The following is a 14,862-nucleotide window of genomic DNA, read 5'->3' on the forward strand; positions in this document are numbered from 1 at the left end:
TACCCCAGCCCCATGCGAGCCTGTATCCATCACCAGCCGATACCGAGCAAACCGCCATGGAACGCAATACCGCCGAACAGATCATCAGCGCCGTCGAAGCCGCTCACGCACAGGCCGAACACCTGAGCGCCAACAACGCCTGCAAGGCAGCTGGCGTTGCGTTCGCTGATTACAAGGCTGCGCGTCTGGCCGTCTACGGGCTCAATCCTGGGTTGTGATCGCTGCATGCCCCTGGCGCCCTTGGGATTCACCAGCGGCGTGAGAGGCTGGAATCGCAGTCAAGCAAGTTCGAGGCGACATGATGAATACCGAAAACCACGTTCCCGTAGAGGCACCGCGCAGCCAGCTGATCGGTACGACCGCTGTCGTTGATGGCTGGCCTGTCACGTATGTCGAATCGGGCAGCAATCCGGCTATTCGGCACCGCAAGTACACGGCGAACTACACCCGCGTGAGCGACCGGCAGTGGAAGGTCAGCCGCCGCAGCTTCAAATCGCTAAGCAACGCGCTGCGCGCACACGCCACCACGCAGGGAGGTGCGCAATGAGCCGCGAGAACATCACCATCGAAGACCGGCTGCACGCGGCCGGCTACAAGACCGAGCGCATCGGCGATGTCGTCAACGTCCATGATCCGATTAAGCAGGTGGTTGTCGGTTCGCCCCGGCTGGTCACCACGGGCTGGCGGCTGGCTGAGATCCGCAATTGCGCCCAGGCATGGGCGTTCATCGAAGAAAGGAGCTGACGGTTGTGAGCAGAAAAAATTCTCCTGAAATAGCCGTCCTGCACATCAAGGGAGGTGCCCTGTGAGCCTGATGCACAACGTAACGAGCGCCTACGAGGCTGAGGATGGTCGCCGGGTCGAAGCCATTGCCCGCACGCTCATGAGCGAGTTCTACGGGCGCGAGCTGACCGAAGAGGCGAACGAGCAAACCACGCTGCGTGCGATGGCGCGCAAAGGCGAGCCCCGCGCAGAACGCTGCGTCGCGGTCGCGGGCGTACTGATCAACTACATGCGCGAGGAGCTGGAGTGATGGATCAGGCTACGCGCTACCACCCGAACCATCCGCACATCGAAGGTCGCGACGTTGTGCTGGCCTCCGAACACGAGGCTCTGCATGCCCGTGTCGGCGAGTTGGAGCAGTTGCTGCGCGACACTACCGCCGTGGCCATCACGATGCTGTTCGACAGTCACCCCACCGATACCAGGGCCGAATTCAGCCGCAATGAGCTGCTGGCGGTGATTACTGCCAGTCAGCACCTGCAGGATGCTCGTGTTGAGCACGTCTATCGCCGCGCCTGGAATGCCGTCACGCCCACCCCCGCTGCGAAAACTCAGGAGGCGCCGTCTCATGGCTAGTTTGCTCTCTGCTCGGACGTGCAAGGCCTGTGGCGGGAACGATCTGAGCTGGGCCACTCACAACAGGGTCACCTCCGGTGCACCGGACGGACGGCTGCGCAGCAATGAGGTCCAGTGCCAGTTCGTCCTGGGCTGCGACGGCTGCTCAGAAACGCTGGCCGTGGTTGACGCCGATCAGGTAGCCGAATACCTGACCACCCTGAGCAAGGTGCACCGCAATGAGTAAACGCCGGCTCACGGCTTTTCGCCTCGAACTTCCGTATTTCTGGAGAGGAGTTTTTCGCCTGGCTAAGTGGCTGTCGGTCGCAGCTCTGATCCTGTTCGCGCTCAATGTGGTCGGCTATTGGTGCTTGCAGCTGGAAGTTTATGGCCCAGACATGACCGCCGCCACGCGTTGGCCGGATAACTACGCCGGGCGAGCGTTGAAGCTCACTGCTCTCGGGTTCATTGCGAGTATCCAGTTCGGTGGCGGTGCTGTGCTTGCTGTGGGGGCCGCTGTCTTCGCGTTCCACGGCATTGCGTGGCTTGGCGGTTATCGAGAAGAGAAAAACGCGGTCGCCGGTAGGGCACATCTCGACCGAGCTGGCCCCGCAGAGTGACCCGCCGCACTGGCGCTATGCCGGTGCGCGGCCTGACCACCCTCAACCCTGGAAGGGAATGATGAACGACGACAACAAGCAGCCCGAGAACGCCACCCACGGCACGGCCCTCACAGCCAAGGACGCCGAGTTGTACAAAGGCGTGAACACCACCAATCCTCCTCAGCATGCCAAGCTGCTGCATGGCTGGACGCCACCGACACCGCCTGCCGGCTACCGCAATCTGGTGGCCATCCTTGCGCCGGTAGTTGGTGTGCCGGGAAAATCGCACGATTGGTTCCTTGACTACCTCGACACTGAGACGGCTGTTTTCGCCTCGGAAGAACATCAGTTCGATGTCCCGTGGCCATGGGCTGACGGCTTTCAACCACAACCCGCCGATTGGGACGCCATCGGCATTCCGGCCCTGACATAAGGCCGAGATGGGAAAGTTGTCCTGGGCTGATCGGGCAGCGCCTGTCGTTGCTCAGACCATCCGTGAAGTCGGGCGCAGCGACCTGAAGGCGTTGCGCTTGGCGCTCGCCGAGGCCTATCCATTCGGCAAGCGAAAGGGCTGGCCCTACAGGGTCTGGCTTGCCGAGTGTCGCCGCCAGCTTGGCCACCCACTTAGACCGCCAAAGCCAGATCCAAATCACCCGCAGCAACCCCTGTTCTAGCCAATCGTTTCGCTGAGGTAATCGCAATGCAAATCTGGGGCGTAGACATCAAGCATCCATCACCGAAGGACCTCGCCATCGCCACGGCGATGATCCTTGCCTATGCGCTCTTCTGCCTGATCGTCCCGGAATCCGGGGGCGACGACGCTGGCCGGAACCTTCCTGGGCTGGTGCCTGTAGCAATCGGCGCCATTGCGGCTTCATTCGGCCTGAATCCAAGCAATGGCTGGCGCGCGTGCATTTTGCTGCTGATCGTCTCGGCTATCACCTTCGTCCTCATCCAAGTGCTGCTCGGTTTATTGGCGCCGGTCTGAGTGCTGGCGCGGTGCGGTGCCTGATCTGCCTTGCTTCTCCTCGTCCACCTCTCACTACCTTGCGGCTATGCGCTTGGGTTTCCTCCGCCTTGCAATAACCTCGAAATCAGTCCAGCACGAGGCCCAACCAATGAACGCGACCCTTCCCCATACCCACCAGGAAATCCTGGATCAGATCGGCAGCATCGAAGCGCCCGAGGCCGCAGGTCAGATCACCAATGGGGGGCGGAACTGATGAATTGCATCGAAGTGAATGCCTGCGACCTGACCGGGCGAGCACTGGACTTGGCGGTGGCTATGTCCGAAGGCGCCACCAACCTGCGCTTCGATACGGTGGCGTGCTGGTGGTTTACCCTCAATGGCGTGGATCGGGTACTGAGCAGCGGCTGGTCAGCGGCGCAGAACTACTGTCCGTCTACTGACTGGAACTACGGCGGGCCATTGATCGGCAGGGAGCTTATCTCCTTCAGCGAGGTTTGCAGCCGGGAGAAGGACGGCCGCAATGTCACGTCATGGCTCGCCACCTGCCGACCCATTCATCAATTCCAGAACTACACCAGCCGCAACAGCGTTTTCAGCGGTGAAGGGCCAACTCACTTGATCGCCGCCATGCGCTGCTACGTGGCAAGCAAGCTGGGCGCCCGCGTAAGCATTCCAAAGGAGCTGCTGCAATGAGCTTTGACAAAGTACGAGCAGGCGAACTGTCGGGGCGCGCTCTTGATTGTGCTGTGGCACTAACGCAAGGCTGGGTCTGGGCGAAGAACTGCATCGACCGCGAACGTGACGATGATCTTGCTCAGTACCGGGGCAACTCAACTCAGCGGTGGGCCATCGGCTCGTTGTGTCTGATCAGCGAATACCAGCAGGCCGGGCTCAATGCAACGAAACCCAACGAGTATGGGTGGATGCTTCCGGCCGGGGGCGAGCCAGTGTCCTTGGGAGTCGCGCACCCCGACCTGCCATCCTTCTCAACCAGCCGGGACCTGAGTGGCCTACTGGTCGAGCATTTTGGCATCAGCACCGTTCGTTGCGACGACGATTGGGGCAAAGACGCCCAGGGATACTGCAACAACGTGGGGATACCCGTCTGGTGCGCCGTCATAGGGCAGCACAGCATCTGCACCTCGACGGAACACCAATCACACGATGCCATGTACCAGATAGACGCATCGGACGCGCTATATGGCAACACAGCGGCCATCGCAGCCATGCGCTGTCTGGTCGCCGCCAAGCTCGGCAAAGTAATCCGATTACCGCAGGCGCTCTTGGCCTGAGCGGTGAAACGCACACACTACCCAAAGGAACCCGCATGACTCTACATACCCTCGCTTCCATCGCCCTGCTCGGGGTCGGCAACGTGCTTGCCGCGCTGATCATTCTGGCAAGCCTGAGAGGCAAACTTGCACCGAAGTGGTCGCAACGCTGGGGCAACGTCATCGTTGTCCTGTCCCTCCTTGCCCTGCTAATCAAGCTCGATGCGCCCGCAACGAGCGTATGGCTGGTGATTCTGGATGTCTGGAGCCTTTGCCTCGCGATTGTCGGCACTCTCTGGGGCGCCCTGGGCGACGTGGTGTGCACGGCCATCCGGTCGAAGATCGGTTGGAATGCCGCCCTACGGGATGCCGTCAACGAATAACCTGCCGAGGGGTAGCAGTACATGAGCCAGACGCTGGATGAATTCGTCGCCGAGGTGCGCTCGGACCTCGAAGGCTTTGTTGCCGAGTATCAGGCGCAACACGCCAAGGACCCGGAGCGTTATCCGCTGGTGCTGGGAGACGATAACGCCGGCCTCTGGCTGGAATTCTTCGTCGAGTACATGACCAGGGCATCCGCGTGAAGCCCAGCACTCGAATGATCGCGGCATACTACCGATCCGGTAGGTTGAGCGAGTTGCGCCGCGCCGGGCTGATGACTGACGCTGAGTACAAGCGGCACGTTGAGGCGGCAAATCAGTTCGAGAAGGAAAAATCTGTGTCGTCTGATCGCCCACGTAAGGCTAGATGATCCCCCCGCTACAGGAGCACCCGATGGACGAGTTGCAGGCCGGCGCCGCGAACGTGGCCAACATGGCAGATTTCACGCAGAAGCGCATGGCCAAGCAGGGTGGTGGTAAGCCGGAGCCACTGGAGAGTTTCAGCGAAGGATTCAAGTGCAACCGCACCGGAATTGTTTTCCCGAAACTGTACCGGGCACATTATCCGGTACTCGATCTGTACGAGGGCAGGTCAGAGCCGGTTCACGATGGAAGTTTTTTCCTGCAATACCAGCTGACGCCAGCTGAGCAGTACGCGAACGGGTCATGGCCGGGAGTGCCGCAGGCGAAGATTGAGGCGTTCCAGGTGCTATCCGATGATGACAAATGCTGGCTGGAGGTGTTTGCATTCCCCACCCGCGAGCGTGCCGAGGGTTTCCGCGACGCCGCGTTGAGATTCTTGCCCGAGGCTGGGCCGGACATGATCACGCAAGGGCCAAGCGGCTTCTTCTGCATCACCGCCCGCCAGGACAAGCCCAATCTCTACGGGCTCATCACCTATCACACGATAGGCGCGATAGAGATGCCGGGAATGAGCACAACCGTCGATGCGTTCTATTCGACGACGATTGACCGAGCCGGGGTGGTTACCCCTGCCGACCCACTGCCGGATTGAGGATGATGGCGTGAGCAAACTTCAGGCATTGCTGATCGAGAGAGACAATCTCCTCCTGAAATCAGCCGATAGCTCGATCCCTCCCCGCGAGCGACTTGCGCTCAAACTGGCGCTTCAGCTCACCCCCGAGCCGAACCCAAGCCGCGACCTTGAATGGCTGCTCCAGACCGCCCTGGACAGAGCCAGCTATGTGCACATCGAGCCGGCCGCAGACATGGCCATTTTCTCGTTCTCGGATCGCAGCATTCTGGCCGTCCTGCAGAGCGGAATGGTCTACGCGGTGCCCTCTGGTGTGCCTGAGAGTGTTCAGAAGATCATCGACTGGCTCGCTGGCCAGGGCGTCATCGAACGTGGCACCCCGAGCCACTGACCTGCCACCTCGGCAAAGAACCACCGCTTTCCCTGGATGGGCTCACGGTGCCTAGCGGCTGTCGCTACGCACCTGCTCACTGAGCGTGGCCAGATCCTCTTCACGCATTCTGCGCGGACTCCTACCGTTCGTACCGGGCCTGTTTAGCAAAAGGCCATCACGGTGTTTAATGCCCCCGACATATACAGACAAGGAACACACATGGACCAAAGCCTCGAAGTGATAGAGCGCACGCTGCAGGCGAGCATCAAGGAACAACGCGCCGCACGCCGCTGGAAAAACTTCTTCCGGCTGACCACGCTCGTCATCGTGGTGACAGCCGTTGCTGTCGGCGGGAACACGGATCTGGAAGGCATCGACGGGGATACACCACTCACGGCCAAGGTGAAGGTGCGTGGCGTCATCGCTGATGGCCAGGAAGCCAGCGCGGATAACATCAAGCGCGGGCTGACGCGAGCGTTCGAGCACGAGAATACGAAGGGCGTAATCCTGGAGATCAACAGCCCTGGCGGCAGCCCGGTGCAAGCCGGCCAGGTCTACGATGAGATTGTGCGGCTGCGTGCACTGCACCCGGACATCAAGGTCTACGCGGTGATCACTGACCTGGGCGCCTCAGGCGGCTACTACATCGCGAGCGCTGCCGATCAGGTGTTCGCCGACAAAGCCAGTCTAGTCGGCTCCATCGGTGTGACGGCCGCCAGCTTCGGCTATGTCGAGCTGATGCAGAAGCTGGGCGTCGAGCGGCGTGTCTACACCTCCGGCGAGCACAAAGCATTTCTGGACCAGTTCCAGCCGCAGAATGAAAAGGAAACCAAGTTCTGGGAAGGCGTGCTGCAGGCAACGCACAAGCAGTTCATAGCGGCGGTCGAAGCCGGTCGCGGCGAGCGACTGAAGGATAGTGCTGATGCCGAGCTGTTCAGCGGCTTGGTGTGGACAGGAGAGCAGGCCGTGGGCCTTGGCCTAATCGACCGGCTGGGTGACTCCGATTACGTGGCCCGCGAAGTGGTAGGCGTAGAGCGGATCGTTGACTTCAGCAGCAAACAGAACGTGGTGGACAGGTTCGCCAACAAGCTCGGCACGGCAGTGGCCAACCAGCTGTCGCTGAACCTGGGCTTTGGCGGCATGGTCCTTCGGTAGCCTGACGGACGCTACACCTTCAAAAAAAAGGCCCGCTTACATGCGGGCCTTTTCGTTTCTGCGATTCCTTACGCGGATCGCTTGAGCTGGTCCCTGAGCTGGGATGGCACGTTGCGGATCGTAAGCGTATCCGCACTCTCGTCGTACTCGATCTTCGAGCCCAGCAGGTGCGATTCGAAGCTGATCGACAAACCTTCGGCGCGGCCGGTAAAGCGACGGAACTGGTTGATGGTTCGCTTATCCGCTGGGATCTCGGGTGACAGTCCATAGTCCTTGTTGCGGATGTGCTCGTAGAACGCTTTCGGTCGATCTTCGTCGAGATGGCCAGAGAGTTCTTCAAGCGACACCGGCTCACCCAGGTTGCTCTGGGCGCTGGCATAGCCAATCAGCGTGGTCACCTTCTCGCGAGCCTGCTCCTCGGACAAGTCCTCGCTCTCCACGTATTCGCTGAACGCCTTGAGCAGCGTGCGGGTTTCGCTGGGGCCGTCAATTCCCTCCTGACATCCAATGAAGTCGCGGAAGTAGTCCGAAACCTTCCGGCCGTTCTTACCCTTGATGAAGGAGATGTACTGCCGGGACTGCTTGTTGTTCTGCCACTCGGAGAGGTTGATACGTGCAGCCAGGTGCAGTTGGCCAAGGTCCAGATGCCGGGCAGGCGCCACGTCCAGCGCATCGGTCACGGTCAAACCCTCGCTGTGGTGCAGCAGCGCGATGGCCAGGTAATCGGTCATGCCCTGCTGGTAGTGGGCAAACAGCACATGCCCCCCGGTGGACAGGTTGGATTCTTCCATCAGCTTCTGCAGATGCTCGACGGCCTGGTGGCTGAAAGCGGTGAAGTCGGTAGTGCCGTCCAGGTACTGACTCAGCCAGCCGCTGAACGGGTAGGCGCCGGATGGCTCATGGAACAGACCCCAGCCCTTGCCGGCCTTGGCGTTGTACCCGTGGTTGAGATCCGCCAGCAGATTCTCCGTTGCCTGGGAAACGGGCAATTCCGTGTCACGGGGATGAAGAACTGCCGGCGTTCCGTCCGGTTTCTTGTCGATCTGGTGGACGATGATGTGATTGATTGGCATGGATGATCCCTTGTCGTGGTGGTGTTTTTCTTCTGGTGCTGGCGGGTTGGCCTGCGTCGGTCAGCGCTGCCTGGTGCCGAACATCGACCGCAAAAGGCTTCCCAACCAGGAAAAGAGGCCCAGCTGAACGCGCGCCATTCGGCACCAGACTCCATCGACCTGAGTGGTTAAGCTGCCGTCATCATGCAGGCGCACCAGAAATGAGGTGCCGGAACGGCAGCTGGCACAAACTCCGACAGCCTCAACGGTGTAGCAGCGGAGGGCCTGGCGGATGACGGCACCGCGCATGAACCCGCTCGGGATGTCCTCACCGCACCCCGCGCAGCGGCCTTCGAAGTCCTGCCACGTTTGGCCGTTCTCGAACTCGACCGGCATCTGGCTGGCGATAGTGGGCATTTCGATCAGCTCGATGTCGCGCGGGCGCAGCGGGAGGCGTTGGCTCATGTCAGTTCCTTGGTCGGCGTAGCCACGGCCGGATGTGCCGGGATCGCGTGAGGCATGAAATGCGAGACGGTATCCTCGTCTGCAAATTTGCCGAGGTTGTAAGGGTCAACAGCGGCGAAATCCAACACCAGGGAACCGTCATCGTCCGTCCAGATCTGGAACCAGACTAGGGCGACGAATTGCTCATGCTCACCTGTGTGGACGCCAACCGGGCTCCCGTCATCGCTGGCACACACATCCCATACCGGCCGGGTGCCTGCGACCCAGTACAGGCCCGATTCGGGCGGCGCGTTGTAGTCGAACGCCTGCCAGGCCGGCGCCGGGCTGAAGCACTGTTGGCGCTGATTCCAGCGGATATCGGCATCGCCCATGCCAGGTTCTGATTGCGTCACTCGCGCCGCGCAGCCGGTGCATGCCACGACATTGGAGTTGATCCGGTCAGTTTCCTTGGCGGGGCTCCCGCAGAAAGGGCAGGGCTTGAGTGGCTTCAATGCATTACGGCCTCTCATTTGGCACCGCCTAGAGCGCACTCAACCGCGCGGCGGCAGGCCTGCATAGCAGCCAGATTTTCGAAGCTCAGCGTGAGGGCGAATTTTCCGCTACCGGAATTAGAGGAGATGGCAAATGCGTTCTGCAGCGTCTCGACCAGCCCGAGCTGCTGAGGCTGAATTACGGAAAGGGCAGCGCGGCCCTTCTGCAGGCACTCGCGCATCTCGGAAGAGAGATCGCCCAACTCGCGCTCGCGCTCTTCGGCCAGCGCTACGAACGCAGCAAGCGCCTCCGCCAGCGCGGACGTAGAGAAGGCCTCGGTGTAAATCGCAACCAGTCCGTTGCCGGGTTCTTTGCTGAGCGAGGCTGCGCAGCCGGCAACATTGTTCGGTGCCAGCCGCTCAAGATCGGAGGCTCGCAGATATGCAATCGGGGTTTTGGCGAGCGGCGCGGCCGGAGCGCAGGCAAGCATGGCTCGGTACTGTGCCGTGAGTTCTTCGCAGGCAGCCGCATGCCCCGTCGCAAGGGCCACATCGCCGTTGAAGCCGAGCGCGGCGATCATCTCAATCGTCGGGTTTACCGGAACAGACTGCCAGCCGGCCGGCGAAGTAGAGCGCCGCTGCTGCTCGACAGGCCCCGAGCGCGGGTCCATGCCGCCATCGGCAACGATGTCGCTGTATTTCGCTGGTGCTGGTGCGCCGCCTTTGCTCGAATCACTCATGACAACCTCCTGTGAATTTGATTTCAGGCTATCGACAAGCCGGCAGATCCCAAGCTCGGTGCCGGCAGCGAGACTAGAACCCCAGCGAGAGCTGCCCACTTTCTGGCGCAGACATGGCCGCACACGGCACCTGAGCAGCTTGCCCGGTGAGCTTGGCGATCAGCGCATCAGGATCGTTGAGGATGTCGCGCAGCCCGTGGCGGTGGAGCTGATTGCCGATCCGCAACATCCGGTCCCAGGACGAATGCCCGCCCTTCTTGAACGACACGGTGCCGAAGCGGGCCAGGTAGTGCACAACATCCGAGGGGTAAACATCGGCGTGCGGGCCGTAGTATTCCAGGGCGTGATCCAGCTCGAAGTCGAAGAACATTTCCGCTCCCTCGGCATCGATGTCGAACTCGTTGGTTTCGGTCACATGGGTGTAGTAGATCCCGCCTTTCTTCACGACCGACTCAGCGTTGGCCACGCTTGCAATGGCCGACCGCAGACCCTGGTAGATCCCGTGGAATTGCTCGTCCACGAATGGCACCTCGACTTCACGGGTGACATCCAGATCCTTTCGCTCGTAAACCTTGTATTCATGCGGGATGCGGTAGCGCTTGCCGTTCTCGAAAATCTGGCGGTACTCGCTCAGCGCGGTGAATGGCCGCTGGTAGGCGTAGCGCCCCCAGTAGAGGTCGATAGTGAGAATTTCCTTCATGCCCAGCAGCTGGAAACGCGGCGGCTCACCGGCTGCCCACGCGCGGTCAGCCTCATCGGCATCGATACTCAGCGCATAGCGCAGCAGCTCAAGGCATAGCTCGGGTGAGTAGGCATTCGCAGCGATTTTTATCGTCCCGGTTTCGTCATTGATCGACCGGGCCAGCCAGTTGCGGCCCCGTGGGTCGTAGTGGCGCGCCTGCAGGTAGTTGCGGAAATCGCTCAGCGGCTTCATCCAGCTGTGCTTGCCGGTTTCCTCGGCGAGCATGTTTTCCATGCTGCGGTCAGTACCGACACGCAGGCAGATCCAGCAGCCATGACGTGCGCCGCAGCCGGTCTTGCGCTCGACGCCGCTGTCACGGATGAAGACGTTGACCATGCAGTCCCCACCCGCATCGCGGTAGACCTCGGTCAGAGCCTGGAAGTCGCTGTAGGTGACGAGCTGGCCGCTGGTGACCTTGCCCAGGAAGGTGAAGATGTCCAGGGTCGTGAAGTCGGCCACGGGGCTCAGCACCCACTCAGGCTTCTTGTTTGGGCCGGCAGTATTGACCGGCACGATGGCGCTCTCGCCTCGGGCTTCCATATTGCGCTCGCGCACCGCGGATTCGTCCCGCCGCGTGCCGATCAGCACGACGACATCATCATCACGGTAGGCGCTACCCATCTGGTGTTTCAGCACGGCTTTGATCTGTCGCTTGGTACGGTCCAGTGGGGATTTCTTCATCTGTTGCTGGCACTTAGCGCTATTGCCCGGCATAGACGCCACGGTGCGTCCGCCGATGATCGACACAAGCCAGTTTTCGGTCAGGTTGGGCTTGCACACCCAGATCCTCACGGGAAGGTTCTTGCTCGCGGCATAATCCTTGAGCGAGCGGATCTCGCCTTTGCTGTAGGCCAGCACCGCAGGGTTTTCGACCAGGGTGTCACTGGTCATGACATGGAATTCGGGAACTTCGTAGCCCGCGTTCTGCAGCCGCTCCATCGCCATCAGGGTCAGGGCGACCATGACGCTACTGTCCTTCCCGAACGAACATGCCCCGATCAGGCGCTTGCCGGCGCGAATGTTGGCCTCGATGACAGCTACCGCATCCGCCACTTTCTCGTCGAAGGTGCGCTCAACGATAGGGCTTGCTACCGGGATGGGGTCTTGGAAAAGAGTGGCGTCGATCAGCTGCATGAGGGATTCCGTATGCCTGGGGCTGCGTTAAGCGATAACCCCACACTACGGCCGGTCGCCAAATACCCAAGCTCGCGACTTCCGGCGAGCGCCCAAGAGCCACGCAAAGCCCACCAACGCTGGAAACCCACGCGGAAATTCTCCGCTCGAATCGAACCGGGCACCTACAGGCCCCGACCACAGCGCCGGAAATTGAACTCCGCAGCCGCATAAGAAAGACCTCTGGGATACAGGCCCTCGATCAAGATCACAGGGAAAATCAGACACTTACGATTTCGATGTTCGCGCAGGGAAACAGCTGGGCGGTGATCCAGTCCGCTTTCTCTGGAAGGGAAGAACATGACGACTGCCATTAGCCCATTGCCTGGCAGAGGAGGGGAGGCAAGCACAATGAGACGGTGCTTGGGTTTGTTGCTGCAGGTGAGATGCTTCAACAGTCAAGCAACGAAAGGAACCACTGATGTTCACCATCAACGCGCGCACGCTCGACGGACGCTGGAAGCCCGTGCTCGGCGCACTGCAGGGTAGATCGTGCAAGCATCACTATCACGAGTGGAGCAGTGAGCATCAGGCGGCCACCGCAGCCGTTGTAGGCCATCCCGAGAAAGCGTTGACCGAACTGCAGGTACTGAACGACGAAACCGGCGAAACGGCGCTGGTATCCGACCTGCTCACTCAAGAGATAGCGAACTTCCTGAGAGGCCATTCGAACCGAAAGGTAGAGAAGTAGAAGGGCAAGGTGGGAAGAGGTTTGCGGCCCAAAGCGCGTGCTGATCCATTCATCAGTTTGGCTCTGCGTGTGTAATCCGAGCTGGCATTGTAGATACATTGTATCTACATCAACCTTGCGCTTCTCTTGGCATGTATCTACAATGTATCTACATAGCGAGGTGCTTATGGAAGTCAAAGTTCAACAGTGGGGCAACAGCGCGGCGATTCGCCTGCCTGCCGCCGTGCTCAAGCAAATGAGCATCGACGTGGGCAACGTGCTGAGCCTCGATTTCACGGGTGAAGCGATGACGCTGAAACCGGCGAAGGCCAAGCCGCACTACAAGCTGGCTGACCTGATGGCCCAGTGTGATCTGAGTGCCCCGGAGCCGGCAGAGCTTGCCGAGTGGAATGCAATGCAGCCGGTGGGGCGTGAAGCGTGAAGCGAGCGAAGTACGGTCGTGGCGATATTGTGCGCCTGAATCTGAATCCCACGGCAGGCCGTGAGCAGCAGGGCGATTTCCGCCCGGCCTTGGTGCTCACGCCGGCAGCGTATAACGCTACCGGCCTGGCTGTTATCGCTCCGATTACGCAAGGAGGTGATTTTGCCCGCTACGCCGGTTTTGCCGTGGCGCTGAGCGGCGCGGGCACTGACACGCAGGGCGTGATCTTGTGCAACCAGATTCGCTCGGTTGATCTGGAGGCCCGTGGCGCTAGGCGCATCGAGGGCGCGCCTGAGGTAGTAATCGAAGACGCCCTGGCCCGTGTCCAGGCACTGTTTGAGTAGCGAGGAAACGGGTACTGGCGCGAGCAGGCAGGGTCGAAGAAGGCCTTGCGTTTCAAGTGTCCCGTGAACGCTGAACCAATAACGAATTCGGAGAAAGATTCCCATGCTGAAAGCAGCGGTTATGTTCGTCGCCGTCATGTACGGCGGCGGTGGCGAAAAGACCTACACCATCCCTGGGTATGCGAGCCTGGAAGAATGCAAAGCATCGCAAGCATCCGTCACCCGTCAGCTTCTGGCTGAGCCTTTCGTATCAGAGGCCGGAGTTGAAGCCAGCAAGCGCTCGCTCCCCGATCGGGTTCGTACAAAGTGCATTGTGCTATAGGAAATCCGCCATGAGCGAACGAGTCACCATCGAGCAGATGATCTGTGAAGGCTCCTGCACCGCCGCCTGGGCGCAGCGTGCAGGCTATCGCTGGGAAGCTGTAGTGGTCGGCGGTGACGCCCTGGCCAAGCGCAAGCAGTGGCTCGCACAGCAGGCCCGCCAGAACAACACCGGCAACTAGGAAAACCCGATGAAACGTGACTTGCTTGCCTCTGTAGGCGCGAATGCCAGTCCCCTGGAGAAAGCTGCCAAGCAAGTGCTGAGCGAGGCGCTGGATTGCATCGAGGTGCATCCGTGCGACGAAGGCGATGATGCCGTTGCTGCCAAGCAGCTTTCGCCTGAATTGCGGGCTTTGCTCCAGGCCCTCACCGGGCACAACGAAGTTTGAGGAAAACTATGTCTATTCAGAAATTAATGCTGTTTGGGGCTTCAATGTTGTTGCTGCTTTGCTATCTCGCCCTATTTTTGTTCGGGCCTACCGGTTGGAAGCCGGCATTAAAGTGGGGTGGGTGTTTGTTCCTGCTTTCGGCAGCAACACTACTCAACCTTCAACTGATTTCCGACGGTATCTAAGAAATCAATCCAAAACATCATGGCTAACACAGACAAGACCATTTTCGATGCCAATTTCGATGAGGGAGTCGAGCTTAATTTTGTTCGTCTGACACCTCGTTTCTTGTACGCAGGGCACTGTTTCAAGGATCAATTGGATACCGATAGTGCTCTAAGCGCTGCCCGAAGGCAGAAGATAGTCGAGGACTTATCGACTACCAAGCAATCCGAACTTACTTCGAGAGCATGGGCTACACGGTTGGCACGATCACGGTGCGGTAGTTCAGAGCCCTGGTTAGACGGGGCCTCCCGAGAGCCTGTTTGTTAAAGCAGGCTGCCGAAAGTCGAATATTGAGGAAAACATATGACATTGGTGATTGTAGGAATATCAATGCTGATTCAAGGGTTTCTGCTCGGGAGCATAACCATCTTGACCATAGGTTCTTTTGTGCTGCTTGGTTGGCTTGTCTTGCGGCTGGTTGTTCCACCTCGGGTTATTCACAGCACTAGCAGAAATAATGTTATTGGTGCTGACGGCGAGCAAATGACCGTGGAATCAAGATCCACTTTCATACGATACAAAGAGTCTTTACTGGTCGTGATTGTGAAGGCGATCCTAATTTCCGCTTCGGTTGCGATGACAATCCTTACCTATCTCAACCAGCCGGCCAGTTAATGGAAAACTACCGCCGATCATCAGCCCGCTGCGTGCGGGCTTTGGCAGTACCAGGGCGCGTTTTTCGCGTCCGCGAAATCGAGATTAGGTATGAGCGATCAGACAAAACACTTGGCGGGAATTCTCATTTT

General features: G+C 59.8%; 29 protein-coding genes. 24 read left to right on the forward strand and 5 right to left on the reverse strand.

Annotated elements, in window-relative coordinates; genetic code table 11:
* Positions 1 to 56: 56 nt before the first annotated feature.
* The 16 genes from ACN0VI_RS13520 to ACN0VI_RS13595 all read left to right on the forward strand — a co-directional run bounded on the left by ACN0VI_RS13520 (position 57) and on the right by ACN0VI_RS13595 (position 7,083).
* Entirely contained in the window at positions 57 to 218 is a 162-nt protein-coding gene (locus ACN0VI_RS13520; RefSeq protein ID WP_181087009.1) for a hypothetical protein, read from the forward strand.
* An 83-nt stretch (positions 219 to 301) separates the two neighbouring features.
* Positions 302 to 547: a hypothetical protein gene (locus ACN0VI_RS13525; protein WP_417447121.1), complete on the forward strand. Its 246-nt coding sequence runs from the start codon at positions 302 to 304 to the stop codon at positions 545 to 547.
* On the forward strand, positions 544 to 744 hold the full coding sequence (locus tag ACN0VI_RS13530; protein WP_230486015.1) for a hypothetical protein: 201 nt from the start codon (positions 544 to 546) through the stop codon (positions 742 to 744). The genes ACN0VI_RS13525 and ACN0VI_RS13530 overlap by 4 nt, the downstream gene beginning before the upstream one ends.
* A gap of 61 nt (positions 745 to 805) precedes the next feature.
* A complete protein-coding gene (locus tag ACN0VI_RS13535) occupies positions 806 to 1,033 on the forward strand; it encodes a hypothetical protein (RefSeq protein WP_019406854.1) in 228 nt (75 codons plus the stop codon).
* Positions 1,030 to 1,359 (forward strand): hypothetical protein, encoded by a 330-nt coding sequence (locus ACN0VI_RS13540; RefSeq protein ID WP_417447122.1) that lies wholly within the window; start codon positions 1,030 to 1,032, stop codon positions 1,357 to 1,359. Before ACN0VI_RS13535 ends, ACN0VI_RS13540 begins: the two co-directional genes overlap by 4 nt.
* Positions 1,352 to 1,585 (forward strand): hypothetical protein, encoded by a 234-nt coding sequence (locus ACN0VI_RS13545; protein WP_019406856.1) that lies wholly within the window; start codon positions 1,352 to 1,354, stop codon positions 1,583 to 1,585. The genes ACN0VI_RS13540 and ACN0VI_RS13545 overlap by 8 nt, the downstream gene beginning before the upstream one ends.
* Complete coding sequence (locus tag ACN0VI_RS13550; protein WP_019406857.1) at positions 1,578 to 1,958, forward strand: hypothetical protein; 381 nt, start codon at positions 1,578 to 1,580, stop codon at positions 1,956 to 1,958. The genes ACN0VI_RS13545 and ACN0VI_RS13550 overlap by 8 nt, the downstream gene beginning before the upstream one ends.
* A gap of 58 nt (positions 1,959 to 2,016) precedes the next feature.
* Entirely contained in the window at positions 2,017 to 2,373 is a 357-nt protein-coding gene (locus ACN0VI_RS13555; RefSeq protein WP_417447123.1) for a hypothetical protein, read from the forward strand.
* Between the two features lie 267 nt (positions 2,374 to 2,640).
* The gene (locus ACN0VI_RS13560) at positions 2,641 to 2,928 is read left to right on the forward strand and encodes a hypothetical protein (protein ID WP_417447124.1); all 288 of its coding nucleotides are present in this window, start codon (positions 2,641 to 2,643) and stop codon (positions 2,926 to 2,928) included.
* 234 nt (positions 2,929 to 3,162) lie between these two features.
* Positions 3,163 to 3,603 carry a phage protein NinX family protein gene (locus ACN0VI_RS13565; RefSeq protein ID WP_417447125.1) on the forward strand — a complete coding sequence of 147 codons (441 nt, stop codon included), beginning with the start codon at positions 3,163 to 3,165 and terminating at the stop codon, positions 3,601 to 3,603.
* Positions 3,600 to 4,202 carry a hypothetical protein gene (locus ACN0VI_RS13570; RefSeq protein ID WP_417447126.1) on the forward strand — a complete coding sequence of 201 codons (603 nt, stop codon included), beginning with the start codon at positions 3,600 to 3,602 and terminating at the stop codon, positions 4,200 to 4,202. The genes ACN0VI_RS13565 and ACN0VI_RS13570 overlap by 4 nt, the downstream gene beginning before the upstream one ends.
* 35 nt (positions 4,203 to 4,237) lie before the next feature.
* On the forward strand, positions 4,238 to 4,564 hold the full coding sequence (locus ACN0VI_RS13575) for a hypothetical protein (RefSeq protein WP_019407018.1): 327 nt from the start codon (positions 4,238 to 4,240) through the stop codon (positions 4,562 to 4,564).
* A gap of 21 nt (positions 4,565 to 4,585) precedes the next feature.
* Complete coding sequence (locus ACN0VI_RS13580; protein ID WP_019407019.1) at positions 4,586 to 4,765, forward strand: hypothetical protein; 180 nt, start codon at positions 4,586 to 4,588, stop codon at positions 4,763 to 4,765.
* Between the two features lie 190 nt (positions 4,766 to 4,955).
* Positions 4,956 to 5,576 carry a hypothetical protein gene (locus ACN0VI_RS13585; protein WP_181087001.1) on the forward strand — a complete coding sequence of 207 codons (621 nt, stop codon included), beginning with the start codon at positions 4,956 to 4,958 and terminating at the stop codon, positions 5,574 to 5,576.
* A 10-nt stretch (positions 5,577 to 5,586) separates the two neighbouring features.
* The gene (locus tag ACN0VI_RS13590; protein WP_044316227.1) at positions 5,587 to 5,946 is read left to right on the forward strand and encodes a hypothetical protein; all 360 of its coding nucleotides are present in this window, start codon (positions 5,587 to 5,589) and stop codon (positions 5,944 to 5,946) included.
* 201 nt (positions 5,947 to 6,147) lie between these two features.
* Complete coding sequence (locus ACN0VI_RS13595; RefSeq protein ID WP_417447127.1) at positions 6,148 to 7,083, forward strand: S49 family peptidase; 936 nt, start codon at positions 6,148 to 6,150, stop codon at positions 7,081 to 7,083.
* Positions 7,084 to 7,151: 68 nt separating this feature from the next.
* Here ACN0VI_RS13595 and yejK read toward each other — a convergent pair whose 3' ends face one another.
* The 5 genes from yejK to ACN0VI_RS13620 form a co-directional block, all read right to left on the reverse strand.
* A complete protein-coding gene (gene yejK / locus ACN0VI_RS13600) occupies positions 7,152 to 8,156 on the reverse strand; it encodes a nucleoid-associated protein YejK (protein ID WP_044316229.1) in 1,005 nt (334 codons plus the stop codon).
* A gap of 60 nt (positions 8,157 to 8,216) precedes the next feature.
* The gene (locus ACN0VI_RS13605; protein ID WP_019407024.1) at positions 8,217 to 8,600 is read right to left on the reverse strand and encodes a hypothetical protein; all 384 of its coding nucleotides are present in this window, start codon (positions 8,598 to 8,600) and stop codon (positions 8,217 to 8,219) included.
* A complete protein-coding gene (locus ACN0VI_RS13610; protein ID WP_155268735.1) occupies positions 8,597 to 9,109 on the reverse strand; it encodes a Lar family restriction alleviation protein in 513 nt (170 codons plus the stop codon). Before ACN0VI_RS13610 ends, ACN0VI_RS13605 begins: the two co-directional genes overlap by 4 nt.
* Complete coding sequence (locus ACN0VI_RS13615; protein ID WP_417447128.1) at positions 9,106 to 9,810, reverse strand: hypothetical protein; 705 nt, start codon at positions 9,808 to 9,810, stop codon at positions 9,106 to 9,108. The genes ACN0VI_RS13610 and ACN0VI_RS13615 overlap by 4 nt, the downstream gene beginning before the upstream one ends.
* Before the next feature lie 73 nt (positions 9,811 to 9,883).
* Positions 9,884 to 11,686 carry a phosphoadenosine phosphosulfate reductase family protein gene (locus ACN0VI_RS13620; protein WP_279648824.1) on the reverse strand — a complete coding sequence of 601 codons (1,803 nt, stop codon included), beginning with the start codon at positions 11,684 to 11,686 and terminating at the stop codon, positions 9,884 to 9,886.
* 460 nt (positions 11,687 to 12,146) lie between these two features.
* On the opposite strand from ACN0VI_RS13620, the gene ACN0VI_RS13625 reads away from it, so the two are divergent.
* The 8 genes from ACN0VI_RS13625 (at position 12,147) to ACN0VI_RS13660 (ending at position 14,731) form a co-directional block, all read left to right on the forward strand.
* Positions 12,147 to 12,416, forward strand: a complete 270-nt coding sequence (locus tag ACN0VI_RS13625) for a hypothetical protein (protein WP_417447129.1) — start codon at positions 12,147 to 12,149, stop codon at positions 12,414 to 12,416.
* Between the two features lie 166 nt (positions 12,417 to 12,582).
* Complete coding sequence (locus ACN0VI_RS13630; protein WP_417447130.1) at positions 12,583 to 12,837, forward strand: AbrB/MazE/SpoVT family DNA-binding domain-containing protein; 255 nt, start codon at positions 12,583 to 12,585, stop codon at positions 12,835 to 12,837.
* Positions 12,834 to 13,181 (forward strand): type II toxin-antitoxin system ChpB family toxin, encoded by a 348-nt coding sequence (locus ACN0VI_RS13635; RefSeq protein ID WP_417447131.1) that lies wholly within the window; start codon positions 12,834 to 12,836, stop codon positions 13,179 to 13,181. The genes ACN0VI_RS13630 and ACN0VI_RS13635 overlap by 4 nt, the downstream gene beginning before the upstream one ends.
* Positions 13,182 to 13,284: 103 nt before the next feature.
* Entirely contained in the window at positions 13,285 to 13,503 is a 219-nt protein-coding gene (locus ACN0VI_RS13640; RefSeq protein WP_417447132.1) for a hypothetical protein, read from the forward strand.
* Positions 13,504 to 13,513: 10 nt separating this feature from the next.
* The gene (locus ACN0VI_RS13645) at positions 13,514 to 13,684 is read left to right on the forward strand and encodes a hypothetical protein (RefSeq protein ID WP_417447133.1); all 171 of its coding nucleotides are present in this window, start codon (positions 13,514 to 13,516) and stop codon (positions 13,682 to 13,684) included.
* Positions 13,685 to 13,693: 9 nt separating this feature from the next.
* A complete protein-coding gene (locus tag ACN0VI_RS13650) occupies positions 13,694 to 13,891 on the forward strand; it encodes a hypothetical protein (protein ID WP_417447134.1) in 198 nt (65 codons plus the stop codon).
* Positions 13,892 to 13,899: 8 nt separating this feature from the next.
* Positions 13,900 to 14,076 carry a hypothetical protein gene (locus tag ACN0VI_RS13655; protein ID WP_417447135.1) on the forward strand — a complete coding sequence of 59 codons (177 nt, stop codon included), beginning with the start codon at positions 13,900 to 13,902 and terminating at the stop codon, positions 14,074 to 14,076.
* A gap of 343 nt (positions 14,077 to 14,419) precedes the next feature.
* Positions 14,420 to 14,731, forward strand: a complete 312-nt coding sequence (locus ACN0VI_RS13660) for a hypothetical protein (protein WP_417447136.1) — start codon at positions 14,420 to 14,422, stop codon at positions 14,729 to 14,731.
* Positions 14,732 to 14,862 lie beyond the last annotated feature (131 nt).

It is taken from the genome of Kangiella sp., from assembly GCF_048265365.1.
Taxonomy (GTDB): Bacteria; Pseudomonadota; Gammaproteobacteria; order Enterobacterales; family Kangiellaceae; genus Kangiella.

Bases quoted from the DNA above. Each gene is read 5' to 3' on its own strand.
- ACN0VI_RS13520 (WP_181087009.1), top strand. From the start codon at position 57: ATGGAACGCAATACCGCCGAACAGATCATCAGCGCCGTCGAAGCCGCT.
- ACN0VI_RS13525 (WP_417447121.1), top strand. From the start codon at position 302: ATGAATACCGAAAACCACGTTCCCGTAGAGGCACCGCGCAGCCAGCTG.
- ACN0VI_RS13530 (WP_230486015.1), top strand. From the start codon at position 544: ATGAGCCGCGAGAACATCACCATCGAAGACCGGCTGCACGCGGCCGGC.
- ACN0VI_RS13545 (WP_019406856.1), top strand. From the start codon at position 1,352: ATGGCTAGTTTGCTCTCTGCTCGGACGTGCAAGGCCTGTGGCGGGAAC.
- ACN0VI_RS13550 (WP_019406857.1), top strand. From the start codon at position 1,578: ATGAGTAAACGCCGGCTCACGGCTTTTCGCCTCGAACTTCCGTATTTC.
- ACN0VI_RS13555 (WP_417447123.1), top strand. From the start codon at position 2,017: ATGATGAACGACGACAACAAGCAGCCCGAGAACGCCACCCACGGCACG.
- ACN0VI_RS13560 (WP_417447124.1), top strand. From the start codon at position 2,641: ATGCAAATCTGGGGCGTAGACATCAAGCATCCATCACCGAAGGACCTC.
- ACN0VI_RS13565 (WP_417447125.1), top strand. From the start codon at position 3,163: ATGAATTGCATCGAAGTGAATGCCTGCGACCTGACCGGGCGAGCACTG.
- ACN0VI_RS13570 (WP_417447126.1), top strand. From the start codon at position 3,600: ATGAGCTTTGACAAAGTACGAGCAGGCGAACTGTCGGGGCGCGCTCTT.
- ACN0VI_RS13575 (WP_019407018.1), top strand. From the start codon at position 4,238: ATGACTCTACATACCCTCGCTTCCATCGCCCTGCTCGGGGTCGGCAAC.
- ACN0VI_RS13580 (WP_019407019.1), top strand. From the start codon at position 4,586: ATGAGCCAGACGCTGGATGAATTCGTCGCCGAGGTGCGCTCGGACCTC.
- ACN0VI_RS13585 (WP_181087001.1), top strand. From the start codon at position 4,956: ATGGACGAGTTGCAGGCCGGCGCCGCGAACGTGGCCAACATGGCAGAT.
- ACN0VI_RS13595 (WP_417447127.1), top strand. From the start codon at position 6,148: ATGGACCAAAGCCTCGAAGTGATAGAGCGCACGCTGCAGGCGAGCATC.
- yejK (WP_044316229.1), bottom strand. From the start codon at position 8,156: ATGCCAATCAATCACATCATCGTCCACCAGATCGACAAGAAACCGGAC.
- ACN0VI_RS13605 (WP_019407024.1), bottom strand. From the start codon at position 8,600: ATGAGCCAACGCCTCCCGCTGCGCCCGCGCGACATCGAGCTGATCGAA.
- ACN0VI_RS13610 (WP_155268735.1), bottom strand. From the start codon at position 9,109: ATGAGAGGCCGTAATGCATTGAAGCCACTCAAGCCCTGCCCTTTCTGC.
- ACN0VI_RS13615 (WP_417447128.1), bottom strand. From the start codon at position 9,810: ATGAGTGATTCGAGCAAAGGCGGCGCACCAGCACCAGCGAAATACAGC.
- ACN0VI_RS13620 (WP_279648824.1), bottom strand. From the start codon at position 11,686: ATGCAGCTGATCGACGCCACTCTTTTCCAAGACCCCATCCCGGTAGCA.
- ACN0VI_RS13625 (WP_417447129.1), top strand. From the start codon at position 12,147: ATGTTCACCATCAACGCGCGCACGCTCGACGGACGCTGGAAGCCCGTG.
- ACN0VI_RS13630 (WP_417447130.1), top strand. From the start codon at position 12,583: ATGGAAGTCAAAGTTCAACAGTGGGGCAACAGCGCGGCGATTCGCCTG.
- ACN0VI_RS13640 (WP_417447132.1), top strand. From the start codon at position 13,285: ATGCTGAAAGCAGCGGTTATGTTCGTCGCCGTCATGTACGGCGGCGGT.
- ACN0VI_RS13645 (WP_417447133.1), top strand. From the start codon at position 13,514: ATGAGCGAACGAGTCACCATCGAGCAGATGATCTGTGAAGGCTCCTGC.
- ACN0VI_RS13650 (WP_417447134.1), top strand. From the start codon at position 13,694: ATGAAACGTGACTTGCTTGCCTCTGTAGGCGCGAATGCCAGTCCCCTG.
- ACN0VI_RS13655 (WP_417447135.1), top strand. From the start codon at position 13,900: ATGTCTATTCAGAAATTAATGCTGTTTGGGGCTTCAATGTTGTTGCTG.
- ACN0VI_RS13660 (WP_417447136.1), top strand. From the start codon at position 14,420: ATGACATTGGTGATTGTAGGAATATCAATGCTGATTCAAGGGTTTCTG.